Source organism: Terrabacter sp. NPDC080008 (assembly GCF_040702505.1).
In the GTDB taxonomy this organism is placed as follows: Bacteria; Actinomycetota; Actinomycetes; order Actinomycetales; family Dermatophilaceae; genus Terrabacter.
In genome coordinates this window covers 271930-296014 of sequence record NZ_JBFBLC010000005.1, presented here as the reverse complement: position 1 = coordinate 296014, position 24085 = coordinate 271930, and the positions used below count along the sequence as shown (strand labels likewise).

Annotated in this window: 15 protein-coding genes; 5 read left to right on the top strand and 10 right to left on the bottom strand. The window is 68.3% G+C overall.

Annotated elements, in window-relative coordinates; genetic code table 11:
• Positions 1 to 14: 14 nt before the first annotated feature.
• Genes wecB through AB0316_RS15855 form a run of 7 tightly spaced genes read right to left on the bottom strand, consistent with a single transcriptional unit; the run spans position 15 to position 8091 of the window.
• On the bottom strand, positions 15 to 1157 hold the full coding sequence (gene wecB / locus AB0316_RS15885) for a UDP-N-acetylglucosamine 2-epimerase (non-hydrolyzing) (protein WP_366274009.1): 1143 nt from the start codon (positions 1155 to 1157) through the stop codon (positions 15 to 17).
• On the bottom strand, positions 1151 to 2260 hold the full coding sequence (locus AB0316_RS15880; RefSeq protein WP_366274008.1) for an NAD-dependent epimerase/dehydratase family protein: 1110 nt from the start codon (positions 2258 to 2260) through the stop codon (positions 1151 to 1153). Before AB0316_RS15880 ends, wecB begins: the two co-directional genes overlap by 7 nt.
• The gene (locus tag AB0316_RS15875) at positions 2257 to 3318 is read right to left on the bottom strand and encodes a polysaccharide biosynthesis protein (protein ID WP_366274007.1); all 1062 of its coding nucleotides are present in this window, start codon (positions 3316 to 3318) and stop codon (positions 2257 to 2259) included. The genes AB0316_RS15880 and AB0316_RS15875 overlap by 4 nt, the downstream gene beginning before the upstream one ends.
• Before the next feature lie 3 nt (positions 3319 to 3321).
• Positions 3322 to 4551, bottom strand: a complete 1230-nt coding sequence (locus AB0316_RS15870) for a glycosyltransferase family 4 protein (RefSeq protein ID WP_366274006.1) — start codon at positions 4549 to 4551, stop codon at positions 3322 to 3324.
• Positions 4548 to 5171 carry a sugar transferase gene (locus AB0316_RS15865; protein WP_366274005.1) on the bottom strand — a complete coding sequence of 208 codons (624 nt, stop codon included), beginning with the start codon at positions 5169 to 5171 and terminating at the stop codon, positions 4548 to 4550. Before AB0316_RS15865 ends, AB0316_RS15870 begins: the two co-directional genes overlap by 4 nt.
• Entirely contained in the window at positions 5168 to 6322 is a 1155-nt protein-coding gene (locus tag AB0316_RS15860) for an aminotransferase class I/II-fold pyridoxal phosphate-dependent enzyme (RefSeq protein WP_366274004.1), read from the bottom strand. The genes AB0316_RS15865 and AB0316_RS15860 overlap by 4 nt, the downstream gene beginning before the upstream one ends.
• Positions 6319 to 8091, bottom strand: coding sequence for a nucleoside-diphosphate sugar epimerase/dehydratase (locus AB0316_RS15855; protein WP_366274003.1), 1773 nt, complete (start codon positions 8089 to 8091; stop codon positions 6319 to 6321). Before AB0316_RS15855 ends, AB0316_RS15860 begins: the two co-directional genes overlap by 4 nt.
• Before the next feature lie 310 nt (positions 8092 to 8401).
• Here AB0316_RS15855 and AB0316_RS15850 point away from each other — a divergent pair, with 310 nt between their 5' ends.
• The 5 genes from AB0316_RS15850 to AB0316_RS15830 all read left to right on the top strand — a co-directional run bounded on the left by AB0316_RS15850 (position 8402) and on the right by AB0316_RS15830 (position 17986).
• Positions 8402 to 9049: a SatD family protein gene (locus AB0316_RS15850; protein ID WP_366274002.1), complete on the top strand. Its 648-nt coding sequence runs from the start codon at positions 8402 to 8404 to the stop codon at positions 9047 to 9049.
• Entirely contained in the window at positions 9046 to 9882 is an 837-nt protein-coding gene (locus AB0316_RS15845) for a hypothetical protein (RefSeq protein ID WP_366274001.1), read from the top strand. Before AB0316_RS15850 ends, AB0316_RS15845 begins: the two co-directional genes overlap by 4 nt.
• A gap of 132 nt (positions 9883 to 10014) precedes the next feature.
• Positions 10015 to 11022 carry a class I SAM-dependent methyltransferase gene (locus AB0316_RS15840; RefSeq protein WP_366274000.1) on the top strand — a complete coding sequence of 336 codons (1008 nt, stop codon included), beginning with the start codon at positions 10015 to 10017 and terminating at the stop codon, positions 11020 to 11022.
• Between the two features lie 131 nt (positions 11023 to 11153).
• Positions 11154 to 16841 (top strand): carboxypeptidase regulatory-like domain-containing protein, encoded by a 5688-nt coding sequence (locus AB0316_RS15835; RefSeq protein WP_366273999.1) that lies wholly within the window; start codon positions 11154 to 11156, stop codon positions 16839 to 16841.
• A gap of 155 nt (positions 16842 to 16996) precedes the next feature.
• Positions 16997 to 17986 (top strand): malate dehydrogenase, encoded by a 990-nt coding sequence (locus tag AB0316_RS15830; RefSeq protein ID WP_366273998.1) that lies wholly within the window; start codon positions 16997 to 16999, stop codon positions 17984 to 17986.
• Positions 17987 to 18084: 98 nt separating this feature from the next.
• On the opposite strand, the gene AB0316_RS15825 is transcribed toward AB0316_RS15830, so the two are convergent.
• The 3 genes from AB0316_RS15825 to AB0316_RS15815 all read right to left on the bottom strand — a co-directional run bounded on the left by AB0316_RS15825 (position 18085) and on the right by AB0316_RS15815 (position 23991).
• Positions 18085 to 19227 (bottom strand): acyltransferase, encoded by a 1143-nt coding sequence (locus tag AB0316_RS15825; protein ID WP_366273997.1) that lies wholly within the window; start codon positions 19225 to 19227, stop codon positions 18085 to 18087.
• Positions 19224 to 22073 (bottom strand): CDP-glycerol glycerophosphotransferase family protein, encoded by a 2850-nt coding sequence (locus AB0316_RS15820; protein WP_366273996.1) that lies wholly within the window; start codon positions 22071 to 22073, stop codon positions 19224 to 19226. The genes AB0316_RS15825 and AB0316_RS15820 overlap by 4 nt, the downstream gene beginning before the upstream one ends.
• A 154-nt stretch (positions 22074 to 22227) precedes the next feature.
• Entirely contained in the window at positions 22228 to 23991 is a 1764-nt protein-coding gene (locus AB0316_RS15815) for a stealth family protein (RefSeq protein ID WP_366273995.1), read from the bottom strand.
• Between the last annotated feature and the right edge of the window lie 94 nt (positions 23992 to 24085).

Genomic DNA, 24085 nt, shown 5'->3' with positions numbered 1-24085 from the left:
TAAGCATTCCGCCGTCATGTTGGCTCAGTCGTTCGTATTCCGGCCCACGCGTTGTGCCGATGTGCAGTCGACAGGATGAAGTTCACCGCGCGCTCGCTGGTGTTGTCGATGAGGTAGTCGTCAGGCGTCAGGCCGCTGACGCCGTTGCGAGAGCGCGGAGCGGACATGGCCGTCTTGATGCCCGCGACCACGTCACCCGCATGCAGCCCAGTCATGATGATGCCGCCGGTATCGAGTGCCTCAGGTCGTTCGATGGAGTCGCGGAGGGTGATTGCAGGGAAGCCGAGCAGGGTCGACTCCTCGGCGATGGTTCCCGAGTCGCTGAGGCAACAGGCGGCCGAGAGCTGCAGTTTGTTGTAGTCGTGGAAGCCGAGTGGCTCACTGAAGGTGACACCTTGCACCTCGATGGCCTCGGGCATCACTTCAAGCCGCTTACGCGTGCGTGGATGCGTCGAGACGAATACTGGTAGCCCAAACTCTTGGTGCACCGCCACGAGGCATTGCAAGAGCATTTTGAGTCGTGTCGGCGAGTCGACGTTCTCTTCGCGGTGGGCGCTTACGAGGAAGTAGCCGCCTTCTGCGAGCCCCATTCGTTCGAGGACATCAGACGCGATGATCGGCTCACGATACGCGTTCAGCACCTCTCGCATGGGGGATCCGGTCTTCAGGATCCGGCGCGGAGGCAGGCCTTCAGAGAGGAGATTACGCCGCGCGTGCTCGGTGTAGACAAGGTTGAAATCGGCGACGTGGTCGACGAGTCGGCGGTTCGTCTCCTCCGGTACGTTCTCGTCAAAGCACCGGTTGCCCGCCTCCATGTGATAGACGGGTATCCGCATTCTCTTGGCCATGACGGCCGCTACGCAACTGTTGGTGTCGCCCAGCACCAGCACGGCGTCCGGGCGCTCCGCCACAAGAACCTCTTCGGTCTTGATGAGCGTCTCACCCAAGACGCGTCCCAAGGAGCTGGTGTCCACCCCGAGCAAGTGGTCAGGCTTCCGCAGGCCCAGGTCATGGAAGAAGACCTCGTTCAGGGTGTAGTCGTAGTTCTGCCCGGTGTGGACGAGGACATGCTCAACCGTCTGGTCCAGGCGCTGAATCACTCGAGACAAGCGGATGAGCTCCGGCCGTGTCCCGACGATGGTCATCACCTTCAGCATGCGTCAACCTCTTCGAGTAGCACCGGCTCGCGGTAGGTGTCCGCGTCAGCAGGGTCGAAAAGCTCGTTCGTCCAAAAGATCGTCACGAGTTCCTCCGCCCCAGTGTTGGTGATGTTGTGCGCCCACATCGTTGGCATGTCAATGACAACCGGATCTTCGCCTGACACGTCGAAGCTGACGATTTCATTCGTAAGAACCTTGCGCAGACTGATGCGGGCCTCCCCTGACACCACGACGAACCGCTCGATTTTGCGAAGATGGAAGTGCTCCCCCCGTGTGACGCCCGGTCGTGTCGTCGACACGAACGTCTGGCCTTCACCCCCATGGGAACGCACCGTCTCAACCAGTCGCCCACGGTCGTCAGCGTGGCTTGTCAAGGGGATCGGATAGCGCTCTGGGAAGAGCGTGGCACGAAGCGTGTTGAACAGCTCGACTTCGAACTGCGACGCGAGCCCTGGGATGTCTCCGGTGGAGTAGGCCTTGGCGAAGGTGCTCAGCAGATCCCAGACCCGCTGGACGCTCACGTCCTTACCCGCTGGCGTCCGGACTCCGCCGGGGCCGCTCATCGCGTCGAGCAGCGCCTGCGCAGCTGGCTGAGCGTGGAGAAGCGGAACAGGCCTGTCCACAATGTCCGCGCTCCCACCCGTGGCGATCAGATCGACGAACGTCGCGATGAAAGAGTTGTAGTGCGGGCGTCCGTGCTCCCCGAAGAGGTTCGGGAGGCGGACGTCGACGAAGGTGCCACCGGCGCGCTCCGCCGACGATCGCAGCATCTCTGCAGCGGTTTCCTTGCCAGTTCCGTAGGGAGTCCCGTTACCGCTCTGGATGGAGTTTGCGTACACGACACGGCGCGGCTTTCCGTCCGACTCAAGAGCGCGCGCGACGTCTCGGGCCAGTTCGACGTTGCCCCTCTCGACCTGGGCAGGCTCCCCACGGTTCACACCGGCGATGTGAATGACCGCGTCGGCGGAGCGAACCAGGTCGTGCAGACGATGCCAATCGGATCTGCCGACGGGCAGCACCTCATGGACGCCGCCGGCCCGAGCCCGGACGCGAAGGTGCCAGCCGAGAAAACCGGCGGCCCCGGTGACGACCACCTTCACGCTGACGCACCAGCCAACAGCCGCTCGAACTCGGGCAGCCGCTGTAACAACTGTTTGGTCCCCTCGACGTCGAGCCGGTCTGTGTTCTCGCTCGTGTAGTCGTCCACACGCGCAGGAAGCTCCTCGCCCTCCTCGAAGTAGAGCTCATACTGGAGGGATCGGGCATCGAGGGGAACGCGGAAATAGTCGCCGTGGTCCTGGGCCTTTGCAATCTCCTCACGGCTCAGCAGAGTTTCGTGCATCTTTTCGCCGTGGCGCATTCCAAGCCTGTTGATGCTGGGAGCGGTGTCACCGAGCAACTCCGCTACTGCTCGAGCTAGGGTCTCGACTGTCGATGCCGGCGCCTTCCGAACAAAGAGGTCGCCGGGCTCGGCATTCAGAAAGGCGTACTCGACGAGATCGACCGACTCCTCCAGCGACATGAGGAATCTCGTCATGCTCGGCTCGGTGATTGTGAGCGGGCGCCGCTCGAGAACCTGGTTCACGAAAAGCGGTATCACCGAACCACGGCTGTACATGACGTTTCCGTAGCGCGTGACCGACACGGTCGTGCCAGACCTGGGGTGATTGCGTGCGAACGCCTGAGCGGTCTTTTCCATCAGGGCCTTCGACATCCCCATTGCGTTGACGGGGTACACAGCCTTGTCGGTGCTCAGGCAGACTACGCTTCGCACGCCCGACTGTGCGGCGGCCTCGATCACGTTCCGGCTCCCGACCACGTTCGTCTTGACGGCCTGCTCCGGGAAGAACTCGCAGGACGGGACCTGCTTCAGCGCAGCCGCGTGGAACACGAAGTCAACGCCCACCGTTGCTGCCTGGACGCTGTCCAGATCGCGGACGTCCCCGACGAAAAGCTTGAGCCGGGAGTCGTCAACACGCCGACGCATTTCGTCCTGCTTCGCCTCGTCTCTCGAGAGCACGTGGATGGCAGCCACATCGCGCCTAAGAAGGTGGCGGACCATGGTGGAGCCGAAGGATCCGGTCCCTCCGGTGATCATCACTCTGGCACCCGAGAACGGGTCGGCAGCTGCCGCTTCCTGGTAGCTGTTCGAAGTCATCGTCTACTTTCCTGTTGAAGATCTAACGGCGGCCACGAGCATCTGCTCGACACGCGTGATCCCGACCTCACGAGAGAATTCGGATTCAAAGACCGAACGCGCGTTCCGGCCGAGCCTTCGCAGCTCGGCATCCGACATCGCAACGAAGGACTGCAGGGCGGCGCCGAGGTCCGCAGATCCGGGCGTCGCAGCCAACCCCGCGTCAGCACGTCGGATGAGCGATGCCACATCTCCGACGGCGTGGGCCAGGACCGGCTTGCCTGTTGCCAGACTTGCTTGCACTTTGCTCGGCATGGTCACTCCCATGAGCGGCCGGTCAGCCAGCGACACCACCTGTACGTCGCTGGCGGTGATGTAGCGTCGGAGCGACTCCTGTGACTGACGCTCCACGAACTGCACATTCAGCATGGACATCGACGAGGCTAGAGACCGGAGCGCCTTCTCGCTCGAACCGCTGCCGATGAGAACCAGGTGTGCGCCTTGCACGCCGTCGAAGCCCCGTATCAACAGGTCGAGCGCCTGGAAATCACCCAGGTTTCCCGCATACATGAAGATGCGTCGGTGCTCGGGGATCTGGAGGGCACGACGGAGCGCTGCGGCATCGTCGCAGGCGGCCGTCTCCGGTGCCGCGTCCACCCAGTTGGGTGTGTAGTGGATGCGGTCCGGGTGAACGCCGCGATCCGTGAGCACGGCCCGCATACCCGGGGAGATGACCCCGATGGCAGCCGCATCGCGGTACGTGGCCCGTGACACCGGGCCAACCGTCGCGTTGACGACTCGCTGCAGGTGAGCGGGCAGCAGGCTGCTCTCGGTGATCGAATCCGGCCACAGATCCTGCAGGATCAGCGCGCGCGGTGCGCGACGGATGCCGTTGACCAAGGCCGGAATCCCAGCCAGAGCCGGTGACGAGTAAGTCAGCCAAACGTCCGGGTTGACGACCTTCCGTGCCGCGAGGGACGCGGACGCCGCGAAGCTGCAGTAGTTGGCGAATCGACCTATGACCGAGGTGCCGTGGCTCGTGATGAGCGGAGCGCGGTGCACCTCGAGTCCACGCACGGTCTCAGGCAACCCGAACCGCTGTCGGTAACCCGCGTAGAGCTGACCCTGGGGATAGTTCGGGAAGCCGGTAACTACTGTCACCTCGTGACCGCGTTCCTGCAAGCCCTCGGCAATCTGCAGAGCGATGTGCGCCGGCTCCGGAGGGAACCATTGCGAGACATATCCGATCCTCACGCGGCCCCACGCCCATCTGACGCCGAACCCTCGAACACCGGCATGGTGGCCGAGCCTGACGCGCTGATGCCGTCGCGGCGGACAACGGTGAGTGCCGTGGCCATGAGGATCTTCGCATCGAGGAGCAGCGAGCCGCGGTCCACGTACTCGACATCCAATCTGAACTTGTCTTCCCAACTCAGGGCATTGCGGCCCGAGATCTGTGCGAGACCCGTCAAACCCGGACGCACTAGGTGACGGCGAGCTTGATCTGCAGAGTAAAGGGAAAGGTACTGCATGAGCAGCGGCCGGGGCCCCACCAGCGACATGTCGCCTCGCACGACGTTCCACAACGTCGGTAGCTCGTCGAGACTTGTGGACCTCAGCACGCGTCCCAGTTCGGTGAGCCGGCTTGCGTCATCGACGAGCCCGATCTCCGGATTCACATCGAGCATGGTGCGGAACTTGACCATGGTGAACGGGTGGCCGTCCAGACCGGGCCGCTCCTGTCGGAACAGCACCGGTGACCCGAGCCGCCGACGGACCAGCAGCGCCACGACAGCCTGCACGGGGAGGGAGACAATGAAGATCGGTACGGCGACGAGCAGGTCGAAGACGCGCTTGAGGAAGCGACGCCTCATCGTCCCTCCAGGTGCGCCGTCAGCGCGTCAATGACCCGAAAGACGTCGGCGTCAGTAAGCCCCGCTCCCGACGGGAGCGTTATCCCACGCTCGAAGAGACGCTCGGACGAGCCGTTCAGAAAGGCCCGCATTTCGCGGTGCACGGGCTGCAGGTGCATGGGTTTCCACACGTGGCGGGCCTCTATGTCGACTGCGTTCAGGGCGTCAACTGCACCGTCAGCAATCGTCTGACCTGGTTCGCAGGACGCACCTGGACCGTCGATCACGATTGTTGTGAGCCAGCAGTTGTCGTCGTCGTCATAGTCCGCGCCGCTGCGGCCGAGCACTCTAATGCCGAAGATGCCGGAGAGGTGCTTGTCGTAGAGGTCCCGGATCTCGCGTCGCCGGGCGATCATCGCGTCAAGGCGAGTCAACTGGCCTCGTCCCAGCGCGGCGAGGATGTTGGACATCCTGTAGTTGAACCCAACCTCTGTGTGCTCGTACCAAGGAACTGGCTGTCGCGCTTGCGTCGACAGGTAGCGCGCCCGGGCGAGCATCTCCGCGTCGTCGCTCAGCAGCATCCCGCCACCGGACGTCGTCATGATCTTGTTGCCGTTGAACGATAGGGCGGCGCTTCGCCCGAAAGATCCCGCTCCTCGCCCGGCATGGAAGGCGCCGAGCGCCTCAGCAGCGTCCTCGATGAGGTGAACCCCTCGATCGGCGAGTGCTGGCTCGAGGCGGCCGTAATCGGCGCAGCGACCGAAAAGGTCCACCACAACCACCGCCGGCACGGAGGCCCCTTCTGCCCGTAGCCTGTCAACGGCATCCAGGAGCAGGTCGACGTCGACGTTCCCGTCCGCCTCCTGCGCGTCGACCAGCACCGGGTCGGCCCCGGTGTAGGCGACAGCATTCACCGTGGCTGCAAAGGTGAGGTCCGAAACTGGAACCAAGGTCCCGGGGCCCACCCCTGCGTCAAGAAGAGCCAGATGGAGCGCGGCTGTTCCCGAGGAGAGAGCGAGCGCGCCCGCCACTCCGCAGCGGGCCGCCACTTCAGCCTCGAAGGCGTCGACGTGAGGGCCGAGAGGCGCGACCCAGCCGGAGCGGAGCGCATCGAGAACGTACGCCTCCTCGACCTCGGTGACCTGGGCTTTGGACAGGTGAATGCGGGTCACTGCTGGATCGTCCCAACTGTGTTGGCGGTTCGAATCATGGCTTCGTGGCGCATCCATTCGCGGCCCTCGTCCGACGACAGGAACGATGTCTCCAGCACCGAGCTGGGGACCATGAACGGGACGTCGACGCTGTCGACGAGCGGGTGCCCAGTGCTGCGACGGCTCTCGTCTGGAGAGAAGAGCTCTTCACCGAGCTTCTCTCCCGGGCGGAGGCCGGTGTAGATGATGTCGATGTCGCGCCGGCCGCTCATCCGGATGAGCGTCTCGGCGACCTCCAAGATCTTCACCTGCTCACCCATCTCCAGCACCATGACCTCACCGTCGACGCCGATAGACGCAGCTTCGAGCACGAGCTGGCACGCCTCAGGGATGAGCATGAAGTACCGGCGCACCTCAGGATGGGTCACGGTAATAGGCCCACCCATCTCGATCTGGGCGGTGAACGCGTGGACGACAGATCCGCGAGAACCCAAGACGTTTCCGAAGCGGACCGAGACATAACGGCCCTCGGCTCGGCGAGCGAAGTCGGCGGTGAGGCGCTCGGCGAGCCTCTTGCTGTAGCCCAAGACGCAGGTCGGGTTCGCCGCCTTGTCGGTCGAGATGTTGACGAAGGTCGAGACGCCGACTGCCTCGGCGGCCGTAAGCACGTTCAAGGTGCCGATGACGTTGCTCTTCCACGCCTCGAGCGGGTGGGCCTCCAGGAGCGGTAAATGCTTCAGGGCGGCAGCATGGAACACCACCTCCGGCCGCGCTCGCGCGAAGGCGTCAGCGAGCGCTTTCGGATCGCGGATGTCGGCAAGGATGAGGTCATCGGAGTCGAGCAGCCCGTGGCCTGAGAGGCTCATCTCGGTGGCCTGCAGGCCCGACTCGTCGCGGTCCAGCATGAAGAGGCGGGAAGGGCCGAATCGCGAGATCTGACGGCAGAGCTCGGAGCCGATCGATCCGCCCGCGCCTGTTACGAGTACGCGTCGACCTGAGATCTGCTCGGCGATGGCCGTCTTGTCCAGCTCCACCGGGCGGCGGCCCAGTAGGTCAGCGACATCGAGATCACGCAGGTCCTTGGGCGTCGGACGCCCACCCATGATCTCCTTCAGCGGAGGCAGGGTCACGACCTCGAGGCCCGCGTCCGCGGCTCGGGTGGCGAGGTCACGCAAGGTGCCGGCTTCGGCGTTGGGCAGCGCCACAACGAGCGTGTCGGCCTCGAACCGCTCGGCGACTGAAGCGATGTCGCCCCGCGTGCCGCGCACTCGCAGGCCTTCAAGACGCATGCGCTGCTTGGAGGGGTCGTCATCCAGGAGAGCCACCGGAACGAACGACCCGGCCCCGTCGTACTTCATGCTTCGCAGCAGGCGCCTGCCGGCTTCGCCCGCGCCCAGGATGATGGCGCGGCGCTCCGCTGCCGTCTGCATGGCACGGTAGGAGCGCACGGTCCGGATGACGAAACGCAGCGCAAACATGGAGGCCAGAGTCAAGGCTGCGGCGGTGAGTGGTACGCCCCGAGGAATAAGTGGCGGGGCGACGATGAAGCCGCAAAGGAAGAGGCCCGCGCCCACCACAGCGGTAGTTGCTGTCAGCTCGACGATCTCCTCGAAGGATCCGAGCTGATGGCTGATTGAGTAGGGACCGACGACGTAGCCGACGAGCAGCTGGGCGACGACCGCGGCCAGGGCGAAGTAGGCCGTTCCGCGCAGGAATGACTCGTCAATCGCGAAGTCGAGTCTGATCCATACAGCGGCGAAGAGCATCACCACCCAGATGACTGCGTCCACCCCGGCCCAACCGAGCCGTGTCCACCGAGCTCTTCGTGCTTGCGCTGTCACCCTGTTGTCCCCACATCCCTGACGTGCCCCGATTCACGCACGCGCCGTCGTGGAAGCCTGCGACCTATGACGTCCGCCGCACGGTGGACGGGCACCAACCCGCTACTCAGATTTTTCGGTCAAACGGCGCGCGAAAGCAGCATAGCCGGGTATAGGGCACAGTCCAGACACGCGTGTCGTTTTGGACGTAGCTGCCTCAGGATCAGCCACATCTGAAGATATTGCCCTCATCGGCCTGCAATGAAGATATGATCTTCACGTGGTCAATCCGAAGGCGACCGGTTCAGTTGCTCTCATCGGAGACATCGTCGAGTCCCGAAGGCACCGGGACCGCCAGGCGCTACACGACGCCTTTCAGTCTGGCATCACCCGGGTAAACGAGGTGGTCCCCGTTGACGACCCGGCTGTCATCACCGTCGGCGACGAGTTCCAGGGTGTCTACCCGACTTTGGGCGAGGCGCTACGGGCCAGCTTCGTCGTGCGCGCCGAGCTGCACCCGCTCGCCGACATCCGTTTCGGGCTCGGCCGCGGCGACGTCACCACGCTTGACGCCGCCCGCGGCATCCACGACGGCCCGGCCTACTGGGCCGCGCGCGAGGCCATCGAGACCGCCGAGGCGCGCGCCCGGCGAGCGCAGACGCGGACGTCGCGGACGGCATACGTCGCCCCCGACGAGCCGGCCCCGGTGGTGGCGGCCGTTCGCGCGGCCCTGGACTGTCTGGACTTCATGGTTGGCTCCATGTCGACCACCTCGCGCGAGATCTTAGGAGGACTGATGAGGGGGCAGGCCCAGCAGGACGTCGCCGACCGCCTCGGCATCAGCCCGTCCGCGGTCTCGCAGCGCGTGCGGCGCGACGGCATCGGCGTGGCGCTCGAGGCCATGGCGACGCTCGGGGAGCTGCCGTGACGTGGCTGGCCGTCGCCCTGGTCGGCATCGGCGTCGGTGACCTCGTCCGCTCCACCGGCACGCCGCGCAGCCGTCTCGTGGGCCACGTGACCACGCCCGTCGTCATCGTGATCCTTGGCCTGCTGGCCGGCATGAACAGCTGGGCCGACTGGGTCGCGCTCGTCCTCGCCGCAGCTGCCGGCGCGGCATGGGCCGAGCTCTCCCGCGAGACCCAGATGACCGGGCGCCGCGCCCTGGCACCGCTGGGGGTCTTCGCCGGCATCGTCGTCGCGCTCCTCGGCTTCTCGGGCGCGGCCTCCCACCCCGACGGCCCGCTCGAGACCTGGCTGCACTGGGCCGAGCTGCCCGGCCACCAGCCGCTCACCACCGCGCGGGTGCTGCTGCTCACCGGCCTCGCCCTCTTCAACCTCGCAACCGCCAACGTCATCGTCCGGCTCGTCCTGCTCACCATCGGGGCCCTGCGCCCCTCAGACGTCACCAACGCCAACGCCGCCGCGGCGGCCGCAGCCGCGAGCGCCGGGCAGCCCGCTCCCCCGACCCCCGGCCAGCCCGCCGACCGGCTCAAGGGTGGCCGCCTCCTCGGCCCGATGGAACGCCTCGTCATCCTCGGGCTCGGCCTCGCCGGCCAGTTCGGCGCCGCCGGCCTCGTCATCGCCGCCAAGGGGCTGCTCCGCTTCCCCGAGATCCAGGCCGCCGCGCGCAGCGCCGACCCGAGCGCGACCGGCACCTACAACGGCGGCCCCGCAGGCATCGACGATGTCACGGAGTACTTCCTCGTCGGCAGCTTCGTCAGCTGGCTCATCGCCCTCGGCTCGCTCGCCCTGACCGTCTGACACCGCCCCGCAGACGCCGCCCGCCTCCACCGCGTTCTTGCGCGCCGAGGCACTTCCTGCAAGAACGCCGTCCCCACGTGCCGCCGCCGTTACCGTCGCGCTCGGCGACAACGCCGGACACAGGGGGCACCCATGACACTGGCACCGACGGTGCGCGACCACGTCGACACCTACCAGGACAGCGACTACGACAGCGTGACGGCGCAGGTCGAGGAGCTCGAACAGCTCGGCTACTTCGGGGACACCTCGCTCGACCTCGACCGCACCCGACAGGCCACCATCGACCGGGCCAACCCGGCCACCGCCGAGCTGACCCGCAGGGTCCCCGGGTTCGACGCCTGGCTCGACCTCATCCCCACGGCCGCGGCCCTCGACCTCTGCTACGACCCGCTCGGCACGGCCCTGCCCAACGGTGCGCCGATCACCCCGGCGATGTCGACCTGGGCCCGCAACCTGGCCGACACCAGGGGCATCCGGTCGCGCGCCGCCGTCTTCAGGCAGCTGGCGCTGGAGCACGCCGACGCGACCTCGCTGCCCCAACGCTGGCTCAGCCTCGCGTGCGGAGCCGCCCACCCGGCCATCAGCACGGCCCGCCACCTGCGCGAGCAGGGTGGATGCGTGGCACGGCTCGACCTCGTCGACCTCGACCGCACCGCCCTCGCGCTGGCCGAGACCTACGCCGAGCGCGAGCAGGTCTCGGAGCTCGTGCGCACCCACCGGATGAACGTGCTCGACCGGGCCGGGCTGCGAGCGCCCGGCCTGGATCAGACCCCGCAGCTGCTGCCCGGCTACGACCTGGTCGAGGCCATCGGGCTGCTCGAGTATCTCGGCGCCGACGACTGGTCCTACTCCTATGCCGGCGTCATCCGCACGCGGCGCCTCCTCGCCGGCGCCCGCACGTTCCTGCAGAACGCGTGGCGTCTCGTCAACCCTGGTGGCCTGCTCGTCGTCGGCAACATGCTCGACACCCACCCCCAGCTGCGCTTCACCCTCAACGTCGTCCAGTGGCCGCACATCCGGCCACGACCGGTCACGGACCTGCTGACGCTGCTCGACGAGGCCGGGATCCACGGGCACCGCCGGGTCGTGCTCCCGGCCGACGGCGTCTACGCGCTGTATGCCGTCCGCAAGGACTCCTAGGAGCGTTCCGCCGCACGCGGGTCGAGACCCGACTTCTTGCGCGAACGAGCAGTTTCTGCAACAAAGCCGGCCCCGGCCGTCGCGCTCCCTACGTTGACCCGCAACACCCACATTCTGAAAAAGGGGACCCAGTGACTCCGCTGCCCGCCGCCATGCCGACCGTGCGCACGCCGTTGCTGCGCCGCCTCCTCTTCCTCCTGGTGGTGGGCGGCCTGGTCACCGCCCAGGCGATCGCCGGTCCTGCCCGTGCCCTCGCCGCCGCCCCGGGCACGGCAACCGTCAGCGGCACCGTCACCGACGCGGCCACCGGACGGCCCGTCGCCGGAGCGACGGTCAGCATCGCCAACACCACCGACCAGGCGACGAGCGCCGCCGACGGCACCTACCGGATCGTCACCACGCCCGGCGACCGGCGCGTCAAGGCCGTCGCGCCGCAGTACGTCCCGGCCTGGTTCACCGACACGAGCGGCAGCAGCCCCAGCCCGACCGTCACCCTCACCGACGGGCAGGACCGCACCGGCGTCAGCTTCGCGCTCGCGCGGTTCGCCACGGCGACCGGCCTCGTCACGGCCGCCGACGGCAGCGGACCTGTCTCGGGAGTCGTCGTCAAGGCCCTCCCCCACGGCTCCACCGACTACACGCCGACCAGCACCGCCACCACCACCTCGACCGGCACCTGGACGATGACCGACCTGCCGGCCGGCACCTACGACCTGCAGTTCGACGCCTCCGACACCGACTTCCTCTCGCAGTGGTGGTCCGGCGCGGCCACCCGCGACGAGGCGGGCCTCCTCACCGCCACCGCCGGCGGCACCCAGTCCGGCCTCAACGCCTCGCTCACCCGAGGCGCCACGATCTCCGGACGCGTCGTCGACGAGAAGGGCCAGCCCGTTCCGAACGTCTACGTGAGCCCGCGCGAGCAGGTGCGCGGCTGGGTCGGCGGCACCGACGCCAGCACCGCCGCCGACGGCACCTTCACGGTGCGCGGCCTCGTCGCGGGCCAGTACACCCTCGAGTTCCGGAGCGACGACCACGTCCCATGGTCCTACGGGATGAAGGACACCGGTGACGCACCCTCTTACTTCTCCGTGCCCGAGGGCGCCTCCGTCACCGGCCGATCCATGGTTCTGCCCCTCGGTGCCACCATCAGCGGTACCGCGCGCACTGCCGACTCCAAGCCCGATGCCTCGCTCTACGTCCTCGCCAACAACACCGGCCGCGGTGACAGCCCGAGCAGCGGCGTGAACTCCGACGGAACCTGGGTGATCAAAGGCCTCGACACGGGCACCTACAAGCTGATGTTCGCCGGTCAGGGCTATGTGACCCAGTGGTGGCTTGGAGCCGCAACAGCAGACGCCGCCAGCGCGATAGACGTGGTGCGCGGCTCGACCTACAGCGGCAAGGACGCCACCCTCACCCCCGGCACGCCCAGCGGCCAGGGCACCGTGCGCGGACGCCTCCTCGCCGCCGGCACCAACGCGCCCATCGCCGGCGCGCAGGTCTGGGTCACCTGCAGCGACGACGCCTCGAACTCGAACAACACCGTCGGCGCCACCACCGCCCCGGACGGCACCTTCGGCGTCGACATCCCCGCCGGCAGCTGCACCGCCGACTTCGACGCCACGGCCAGCGGATTCGTGCACGCCTCGTGGCAGGACCCCACCGGCAGAGCCGACTTCACCCTCACCCCGGGCGGCACGACCGACCTCGGCACCACGATCCTCCGACCCGGCGCCTCCATGAGTGGTCACGTCTACGCCGGGTCGACGACCCGACCCATGGCGGGAGCCCAGGTCATCGCCATCCCCGCCGACAGCTACAACGGGGACTGGTCACCCCTCTACACCTACACCGATGACACGGGCGCCTACGCCCTCAGAGGGCTGCCTGGCGACGTCTACACGATCCACGTCGTTCCCGACGCCGCCACGGGCTACATGGACCAGTGGTGGAAGGCGACCCAGAAGCGCTCGCTGGCCAGCTACGCCGTCATGGCGGCCGGCAGCAGCCGCGCCGGGATGGACGCCGTGCTCGTACGCGCGGGGTCCCTCTCCGGGCGCGCCACCACCACCGACGGGACACCGGTGTCCGGCGTCGTCGTCCAGGCCGTTCCTGCGGGCGCCCAGTTCGGCGTCCAGGTGCAGACGGACACCGACGGCAACTTCACCATCGGCGGCCTCGCCCCGGCGGCATACGCCCTCTCCTTCGACGGCCAAGCGGTGGGCTACCAGACCCGGTGGTTCTCGAGCACGTCGCCGTCCGGGGCGACGAGCCGCGACGCTGCGAGCACCATCACCCTGACGGCCGGAGGAGCCCTCAGCGGCTACACCGTCCAGCTGGCGCGAGCCGGATCCGTCACCGGAACCGTGACCGGCCCCGGCGGCGTCCCCGTGGCCAACGCATCCATCAGCGTCTCACCGGTGGACGACGCGACGGGCTCCTGGGGCAGTGCGTCCACCGATGTCAGCGGGAAGTACGACACGGGAGGCTTGCCCGCCGGCAGGTATGTCGTGCAGGTGAACCCGCCCGACGGCTCCGGGCTGGCCGCCGAGTACTTCGACAACGCGTACTCCTCGTCGACCGCGACGCCGGTCGTGGTCGCCGACGGCGCGGCGGCCCGAGCCGACGTCGCGCTCGCCCCGGGCGGCACCATCTCCGGACGCGTCCTGCGACCCGATGGCACCCCCGTCACGTCCGGCGCCGTCCTGGTGGCCCCGGCCGGCGACCGCGCCTCGTCCAGCTACTCCGAGGTGGCCGCCGACGGCACCTTCACCGTTGCGGGAGTCGGGGCCGGCAGCTACGTCGTCTCCGCCATCGCCGACGGCACGGTGCAGACGTACTGGGTCTCGGCGACCTCCTCCACCGTCGACAGCGCAGCCGCGGCGCCGGTTGCGGTCGTCGCCGGCGGTACCACGCCCGGCATCACGATCCGGCTCTCCGCGGGCGCGTCGATCTCGGGGCACGTCACCGCGCCCGCCGGCACCACCCTGTCCGGCACGGTCATTGTCGTCGACGTCCGGCACAACTACCCCGCGGGCAGCGGGCCGATCGACGCCAGCGGCGCCTTCACCGTCAGCGGCCTGCCGGCCGGGACGTATGCCGTGTGGGCACGAAACGGGAACGCGTCCGTCTGGTACGGCAACGTCCAGAGCTGGGCCGACTCCACGTTCGTCGTACTCGCCTCCACGACGGCACGCACCGGGGTCGACCTCGCCCTGCCCGCCGCGACCGCGGTCGACCCGACCAGCGTCGTCCACGGCCACGTCACCCTCCCGAGCGGCACCACGACGGGCTTCGGCGACCTCGGCATCTGGCTCGAGGACGGGAACGGCAGCCAGTTCTGGGCGAGCCAGGTCCAGGCAGACGGCACGTTCGAGGTGACGGATGTGCCCGCCGGGTCGCTAACCGTGCACCTGCGTGACTGGGGCCAGCAGCAGCTGATCCTGGCGGCGACCAGTGTGACGACACCGACGACGAGCGTGCTCGAGCTGCACCCGGTCGCTGGCGGGGCCGTCACCGGACTCGTTCAGAACGAGGGCGGCAAGCCTTTGGCCTACGTCATGGTCTCCGCGACCGACGCGTCCGGCCAGGGCACTTGGGCGTACTCCGGCAACGACGGCACCTACCGCGTCACCGGCCTGGCGGCAGGGCCGGTGCGCGTGCACGTGGAGCCCTACAGCCCCTACATCAGCACGTGGGCGGGTGGCACCCGGACCGACGGCACCGGCGCCATCTTCACCGTGGCACTGGGATCGACCACGGCCGTGCCGCCGACCACGGTCCTGCTCGGCGGCTCGATCACCGGCAGCGTCAGGCTCCCTGCAGGCATCAACGCCGACGGGTCAAGCGTCGACGCGATCGACGCCGCAGGCCACGTCGTCGCCAGCACCTCCTTGAGCGGCGGCACCGACTACGAGCTGCACAGTGTGCCCGCGGGCGCCGTCAAGGTGCGCTTCTCCGGCCAGGGACTCACCACCTCCTGGTGGACCGCCCCCGGGGCCACCGCGCCGTCGACGGTCACCGTCGTCGCCGGCCAGACCGTCGAGCACATCGATGCCACCCTGATGGCCGCGGCTCCGTCCGGCGGCACCACCGGGGCCGCGTCCGTCGCGGGGACGATCACCGTGCAGGGTCTCTCGGCCGCCGGCGCGCAGGTCCTCCTGGCGCGGGCTGGCGACGGGGTCGTCGTCGCGTCCGGGTGGAGCGGCGCCGACGGCGCCTACCGGGTCGACGGGCTTCCGGCCGGCGACTACCGCATCGAGGTGCAGGGGTGCATCTTCTTCGGTGGCGGCGGCCGGATCGCGAGCCGGGACGTCAGCCCGAGCACCAGCAGCGACCCGGGCGACCCCACGTGCGTCACCAAGTGGTGGCCGGGCGGTGACCTCGCCTCGGCACGCGTGGTCACCGTGGCCGCGGGGGCGCACCTGACGGCATACGACCTCGAGCTGGCCTCGGGGAAGGTCTTCACGACCGCTCCCAAGCCGGTCGTGTCGGGGAGCGCCGTCGTCGGCGGGACCCTCAAGGTCACCGACGGCACCTGGGCGCCGGCGCCGACGTCCCTGACGCACCGGTGGCTCGTCGGCGGCGTCGCCGTGACCGGCCAGACTGGCGGCACCTTCACCCCCCGACCCGAGGACCTCGGCAAGACCGTGACGGTGGAGACCACCGCGACGCTCTCGGGCTACGCGACCCAAACGACGACCTCGACGGCCACGGCCGCGGTCGCGGCCGGCACCCTGACGGCGCCCACGCCGACGATCTCCGGCACCGCCAAGGTCGGCAGCACCCTGACCGCGGCGCCCGGCACCTGGGGCCCCTCGCCGGTGACGCTCGCCTACCAGTGGCGACGCAACGGCACGGCCATCACAGGCGCGACCGCCGCCACCTACGTGCTGAGCGCGGCCGACAAGGGCACGACCGTCACCGTCTCGGTCACCGGGTCGAAGACCGCCTACACGACCGCGTCGCGCACCTCCGCCGCCACGGTCGCCGTCGCAGCCGGAACGCTGAGCGCCGCTCCGACACCGACGATCTCGGGCACGGCCAAGGTCGGCTACCGCCTCACCGCGGCGCCGGGCACGTGGGGGCCCGCGCCCGTGACGCTCGCCTACCAGTGGCGTCGCAACGGCGTCGCCATCACCGGGGCGACCGGCTCGACCTACCTGCTGGGGGCGGCGGACCTGGCGACCAGGACGACTGTCACGGTCACCGGCAGCAAGGCCGGCTACACGAGCATCGCCCGCACCTCGGCGGCCACCGCGGCCGTCGTCGCCGGGACGCTGACCGCGACACCGACGCCGAAGATCACCGGCACCGTCAAGGTCGGCTACCGCCTCACCGCGACGCCGGGCACGTGGTCGCCCGCGCCCGTGACACTGGGCTACCAGTGGCGCCGCAACGGCGTCGCCATCACCGGCGCGACCGGCTCGACCTACCTGCTGGGGGCGGCGGACCGGACGACGAAGATCACCGTCACCGTCACCGGGCGCAAGGCCGGGTACACGACGATCGCCCGCACCTCGGCGGCCACCGTGGCCGTCGCGACCGGGACGCTCACCGCCACGCCGACCCCGAAGATCACCGGCACGACGCGGGTCGGCTACCGCCTCACCGCGACGGCGGGGACGTGGTCGCCCGCGCCCGTGACCTTGAGCTACCAGTGGCGCCGCAACGGCGTCGCCATCACCGGCGCCACGGGCTCGACCTACCTGCTCACCCGCTACGACAAGGGCAAGCACCTCACGGTGACGGTGACCGGGCGCAAGGCCGGCTACACCACCATCGCCCGCACGTCGGCGCAGACGGTGGCCATCGGCTGAGGACGGGCGTCAGCGCGGCCGGAAGGGGCTCCGGCGCGCCGGCGCGACCGGGAAACGAGGGGCAGGAGAGTCGGCACCAGACCGGGACTCCTGCCCCTCAACCACGCTGGTAGCGTCGGAGCATCCCGCGACCCACCGATGTGAAGGGCTTTCCTGTGAGCACAACCCCCGTCAAGGTCGCCGTAACCGGCGCCGCCGGCCAGATCGGCTACAGCCTCCTGTTCCGCATCGCGAGCGGTGCCCTGCTCGGACCGGACACCCCGGTGGAGCTGCGCCTCCTTGAGATCACCCCCGCGCTCAAGGCGCTCGAGGGTGTCGTCATGGAGCTCGACGACTGCGCCTTCCCGACGCTCGCCGGCGTCCAGATCGGCGACGACGCCAACAAGGTCTTCGACGGCGTCAACCTCGCCCTCCTCGTCGGCGCCCGCCCCCGCGGCCCGGGCATGGAGCGCGGCGACCTGCTCGAGGCCAACGGCGGCATCTTCGCCCCGCAGGGCAAGGCCCTGGGCGAGGTCGCGGCCGACGACATCAAGGTCACCGTCACCGGCAACCCGGCCAACACCAACGCGCTCATCGCCATGAGCAACGCCCCCGACATCCCGGCCGAGCGCTTCTCGGCCCTGACGCGCCTGGACCACAACCGCGCGATCAGCCAGCTCGCCGCCAAGCTCGGCGTGCCGGTCACCGAGATCAAGAAGATGACGATCTGGGGCAACCACTCGGCCACGCAGTACCCCGACCTCTTCCACGCCGAGGTCGGTGGCAAGAACGCTGCCGAGGCCGTGGGCGACCAGGACTGGCTCGAGAACACCTTCATCCCGACCGTCGCCAAGCGCGGCGCCGCGATCATCGAGGCCCGTGGCGCTTCGTCGGCCGCCTCCGCCGCCTCGGCAACGATCGACCACGCCCGCACCTGGGTGCAGGGCACGGCCGACGGCGACTGGGTCTCCATGGCGGTTCGCTCTGACGGCTCCTACGGCGTCGAGGAAGGGCTCATCTCCTCCTTCCCCGTCACCGTCAAGGACGGCCAGTGGAGCATCGTCCAGGGACTCGACATCGACGAGTTCTCCCGCGGCAAGATCGACAAGTCGGTCGCCGAGCTCGCCGAGGAGCGCGACGCCGTCAAGGGTCTCGGCCTGATCTGACGCGTCGGGTCCGCCTCCCGGCTGACCCGCCACACGGCATACGCAAGGGCGCCGCCCACCAGCAGGTGGACGGCGCCCTTGTTGTATGCCGTGAGCCCCTACGAGCGCGCGTCCGCCAGTCCCCGGGCGACCCAGGTCTTCAGGCGCGGCGCCAGAGGGCGCTCCACCCAACGATGAATCAGCCAGGCCATGAGCAGGCATGCCGCCGTCACGACGACGAGCGTGACGACGGGCGAGACCCAGTGCCGGATGTGGGAGATGAAGAACCAGCCCCAGTGCTCGTGCAGGAGGTACAGCGGGTAGGTGAGGGCACCTGCGGTGGTCAGCCAACGCCACTGGACGCGACGGGCCACCCGACTCGTGCAGGCGGCGACCAGCAGGATCGACACCGTGATGACGATCAGCGTGACCCACAGGGACGCCTGGTGATGCGTCTTCTTGTCGACGCCGGAGGGGAAGTAGCGGCCCGTCAGCCCGACGATGATCGCCCAGTTGTAGGCGACGAGCAGCCAGTGGAAGACGCTGGCGCCCTCGCGGTAGATGAGGAACAGCGCCATGCCGGCAGCGAAGTAGGGCGCGTAGTTCCAGATGAGCAGGCTCGACAGGAACGCCTGGTCCGTCGTGTGCACGAGGGCGGCCAGCATCGGCCAGAAGACAATCAGCCCGATGACCCGCCTACGCGTGAGCCCGACCGCGAGCAGCAACCCGATCAGCAGGTAGAAGCGCAGCTCGACCCAGAGCGTCCAGTAGACGCCGTCGACATGATCGACGTCGAGGGCCGACTGGGCCATCGTCAGGTTGGTGATCGCCTCCCAGCCATGGAGGCCGCCCTCGGGCCGGACGAGGAGGAGCAGGCCGCCGGTGAGGAGCACGCCGGCCCAGTAGGCCGGAAAGAGCCGCGTGATCCGGGAGGTCGCGAACTTGTCCACCGGTCGCCCCCATGCGGTCATGAGGATGACGAACCCGCTGATGATGAAGAAGAGGTTGACCCCGAGGTTGCCGTACTGGGTGACTTGCGACAGGCCCGGGAAGAGCCGCGACGGCCGCTGCCCCCACGCATAGCTGTCCCGTGCGGTGAAGTGGTACGCCAGGACGGTCAGGGCGGCCAGCAGCCGCAAGCCGTCGAGCAGTCGCAACCGGTCCGGGCGGGCAGGGTCCGCGGCGTGCCGTCTCGACCGCCGCTCGGCTCGGACGGGCACCTCGACGGTGCGGAGGTCCTCTTCCAGCCCGGTGCGGCTCACAGCGTGTCCAGCGCGCCGCCGACGGCGACCGGAGCGGCCTCCGCTTCCCTGTCGACCTCCACCGGGGCTGAGACCTCCTGGACGGCAAGATCGGCGCCTGTGTGCAGGTCCAGATCGGTCTTGGCCTGCGCCACCTGGACGTAGGCCTTCGACGCGGGCAGCGGTCGATCCAGGCTGATGATCGCCTCGACGACACGCTCGCTGCACTGCCCGTCCCGGTGCGGGAAGATGTGGCCCATCCGCTGCGCGTAGACCTCGTCCGGCTGCCCGGACTGCGCCGCCGCGCGGGCGATGGCCGCGATCGCGTCCTCTGTGGTGGTGGTGACGGGCCCGAACCCGTTGTCCTCGTAGCTCCAGCTGCCTCGACGGTAGGCGTGACCCCCGCCGAAGAACTCGTCCTGGTCGAACTGGAAGTAGACGACGGGCCTCTCGATGTAGGCCATCTCGAAGGCCAGGGAGGAGTAGTCGGTGACCATTACCGCGCCCTGCGCCAGCACCTGCTGGATGTCGGTGTCGGAGTACTTGCAGACCCGGATGTGAGGCGGCAAGGGACTGCTGTCGAGATACCCCTGCATGTTCGGGTGCGGCATGAAGACGATCTCGAGGCCGTTCTGCTCCGCAACCGCCTTCAGCTCTGGGGACGCAAGAACGGACATCCAGTTGACGGCATACTCGCCCTCCCAGAAGTTCGGGATCAGCATGCGCTCGTTACCACCGGACGCGTTGACCAGGTCACCGAGCAGCGTGCGCCGCCATGTCGGCATGACGAGCAGCAGAGACCTCTCGCGAGAGGCGCTGGCCAGCTCGAGGAGTCGGTCGTGACGCGGGAACCCGGTGAGACTGACCTCCTTGGTGGTGAAGATGTACGGCGTGTGGTCACCGACGATGGACTCGTGCTCGTCGGTGCTCGCCGTCACGAAGAGGCTGATCGGCTTGCCGTTGACCCAGCGCGAGAGATCGTCCTTGGTGACGCCGTGCTGCAGGAAGGTGAAGCGCCAGTGCTTGCGTCCGTGCCGCTTGGCGTCCAAGGGGTTGACGACGTAGTGGTCCACCTGCGAGGAGATCAGGTGGTCGGTGTTGAGCAGCAGCATGATGTGCTCGTCGGAGCCGTGGTCGACGAGCCGGAAACCTTCGGCGCTGAGCCGCTCCCAGTCGCTGGAGGTGCGGCTGAGCACAAACCAGGAGTTGATCTCCGGGTGGCGGTCGCGGACGTGACGGTAGAGATGCTCTGCGTTGTCCTGCGCCTGCACGTCGCGGTCCATGAAGGTCCACGCGTGCCCGTAGCGAGTCTTGACCGACTCGGAGTGGGCGCGCTCCCTGAGTCGCTTGTCAGCGCGCTCGACCCGCGCCTCCTGCGTCCATGACCGCTTGACGGCCTCGACGTTGCGGTTGGCGGCCTTGAGCGTCCGCTTGACCCTCTTCTTGGCCGACGAGGCCGACTTGCGAACGCGACTTCTTTGCGGAGTCTGAGGGCGGCTGGCCCTGGCGGACGGAGGCCCCGAGTGCCGGGTCAGGGTGCGCCACAGGACAGCGGGCCGCATGACGAAGGTCGGCTCCTGCGGTGCACCCAGCGTCAGCGGGACCTGCCGGCCGTCCAATGCGACGCGAATGGTTCCGTCGGCCGGTAGCCAGACGATCCGCTCGTGCATCAGGACGCGCCCGAGGTAGGTGATGTCCCGCACCTTGGAGTGGACCGGCTGGATTGGCAGGCCTCGTACGCGGTACTCCTCGGTGGGGAGCTCGCCGCCGTAGAAGTAGCGGATCTGGACGATCTCACGACCGCTGTCCACGCGGATCAGCGGCAGGCTCGTCGGTCGAAGGCGCTCGTGCTTGAAGCCGACTACGAGAGCCTGGCGCAGTTGCAAGGACGTCGGTACGAGCGTGAAGCCCTCGATCGTCTCCGTGTCGATGTACTGGAAGATCCGCTCGACGGTCTCGTGGAAGGCGTCCACCAGGGGGGCGTCGATCCATGCTGTCGCGCTGTGGATGCGCTCGTCCTCCCGGAAGTAGAACGACAGGTCGTAAAGCAGCAGCGTCTGCAGCCAGACGGGGACGTGCCCGAGCTCCGCCTTGACGGTCTCGGCCAGGCGCAGGTACCCGACCCGTGGCAGGTGGACGTACTTGTCCGGCTTGTGCCAGCTGCTCTGCACGAGGGAGGACCCGTCCTGCCGGCGTCGGTAGTGGTAGTGCGCATTGGCCAGCACGGCAACCCGCGGTTTCAGGCTGCCCGCCAGGTACAGCGCCGTGAAGTAGGCGTCCTCGAAGTTCGGGCGGATGGTGCCGTCGAAGGCGAGGCGGCGCGACTCGATCCGCTCCCGACGGTAGAAGGCCGTCCCGGACTGCAGGTGGATGTACTCCGGATGGCGCGTCAGGTCGACCAGCTGGTCACCCCCGCGGAACTTGCGCCGGAGCGGGTGCGTGTCGGTGACGCGACCGGTGGCGTCGTCGAGGATGAGCTGTCGAGTGCTGATCAGGTCAGTCGTGGCGCTCTGGCGGGTCCCGAGGAACGTCTTCACCTCGGCATAGAAGCGTGGGTGCAGGACGTCGTCCGGGTCCGGGAAGTGCACCCACTCGGCAGTCGCCTGCTCGAGGCCGGTGTTGCGTGCCGCGGAGGGACCGGCGTTCTCCTGCGAGATCAACCGTCCGTGGGGAGCGTGGTCCGCGAGCCATGCCTGGATGATTTCCGCCGAACGATCCGGTGAACCGTCGTCCACGAAGATGAGCTCGACCTCGGCGATCGGCACCTCCTGCTCCTCGAGAGAGCGTAGGAAGGCAGGAAGGTACTGCTCGACCCCGTAGGTGGGAACGATGGCGCCGAGCAGGGGCCTCTCGTCGGCGATTGGCATGTGCATGTCCTCTGTTGCGAGCCCCATCAGGTGGGCGGTTGTCGAAACGTGGTCCTGCCTCGAGACCGCCGGTGGGCAGGCCGAGAGATCCTGGAGAGCCGCGGGGGTCGAGGGGCGACCCTCAGGTTCGGCGCAGGAAGTTGGTGATCATCTGTCAGGAAGACATGCCTGCGGCAGCCAGGGCCGCACGAGCCGTACGGGCAATCTGCGTGCCAGCTCCCTCGCTCGCCTCGGCCCGCTCGAAGGACGACGCCAGCGGGAAGTAGCTGTCGAGGAACGTGGTGATGATCCGCTTCTGCTCCTCCGCACTGACGCTCGAGGAGTCGTGGTCGTTGAGGCAGAAGACGTCGACGTCCCGGCGGCGCAGGAGGGCGTTGAGTCGGGCGGGAGTGTCACGCCTGGCGATGTCGGCGTAGAAGTAGCGGATCGAGCCGGGCACGGCGCGCTGGGTGAAGTAGCCGTAGTAGTGGGCGAGCGACGACGGGATCGCGATGTCGGTGATGGCCCGGAACTGCGCGCGGGCGGTGCGGGCGTGCTCCAGCGGGAAGGCCTGCTCGATGTCCTGGAGCACCCCGCGCTGCATCGAGTGCGGCACGTGCTTCATCTTGTTGGTCGGCTGCTTGCCGAAACGGCGGGCGATGAGGTCACGGTTGTGCTTGCCGGCTGCCATCACGGGCCAGTCGTGCAGGCCCGGCTGACCCAGCGCGATCTTGGCCTGCGACAGGAAGAACTTGCTCATGCCGTTGCTGAGGAAGAAGCGGGTCGGGTCGACCGGACGGCCGAAGAAGACGTCGTCGTTGAGGTAGAGGAAGTGCTCCGAGAGGCCCTCGATGTGGTGCAGCTGCGACTCGATCGCGTGCGAGTTGAAGGTGGGCAGCTTACCCCGCTTGCCGAAGAGCTCACGATGGCTGACAACGGTCAGCTTCGGGTGGTCGACGTCCAGCCACGCGGGCACCTGGTCGTCGGTGACGAGGTAGATGTGGTTGACCCAGCCGGCATACATCTCCAGGGAGCGCAGCGAATAGCGGAGCTCATCCCTGGTCATGAACCTGGAGTCATTGATGGAGAAGGGGCTGAGCGGCGCGCCCGTCGCCTCCGCGAGGGCCGCCGCCTTGCGCCGCTGCCACTCCACGTCGGAGCCGTCGACCCACGTGTAGACGGCATCGACCGGGAACGTCACGGACTCGAAGTGCGGCAGCGACGTCGCCGCCAGCACCTCCCGCGGCTTCCCGTCGACGTGGCGCACCTGGGTGCACAGCTCTCCGGTGCCGATGATGTCGGACCAGCGGTTGCGGCTCCTGGCCACCCACGTGCCCTTGACCATCTGCTCGCCCGCCGGCCCGGGAGGCGCGTCGTCGTCGAGCTCGTTCCAGAACTGGATGTCACAGCCCAGGTCGGAGCCGCTCAGGAACGTCCCCGTCGAGGTGGCCCGCACCTGGAAGAGGCGCAGCTCGTGCGCCTTCGCCGGCAGGGGCTCCAGCCCGAGCAGGCGGGGCCGGCGCGTCTGGCCCTTGAGCACCGGGGCGGCATACACCGCTTCGGTGAAGAGCTCCTTCGCGAGCACCGCGAGCACACGGCGGCGGTCGCGGTTCGAGACTCCGAGGACCCTGCGGCGGTTGGTGTCTGCCTCGAGCAGGATGTGCCGAATGCCGGCGGCGGCGAGGGTGTCGGCCACGAGGCGGCAGTTCTCGGCGATGACCTCGACCGACTGGAACCGTTCGGTGGGGTGAGCGACCCACAGCTTGCCGCCGTGCATGAGCGGAGTCGTGCCCCGCCGCAGGGCGCGGGGCATCGTTGCGTAGCGCAGTCGGCTGCGCGTGTGCCTGAGCTCGCGCTGAAAGGAGGTGGTGCCGTGGAACATCGGTCGCACGAGGGCCCACAGCGGCGCCGGCAGAGCCTTCAGCAGAGCGCGTTTCACTCCGTGAGGCAACCTGTCCAGCAACCCTGCCATGCGGCGCACATCTCCCCTGCGAACCAGACTTCCCCTTGCCGATGTCGGCCTCGGGTCGGCT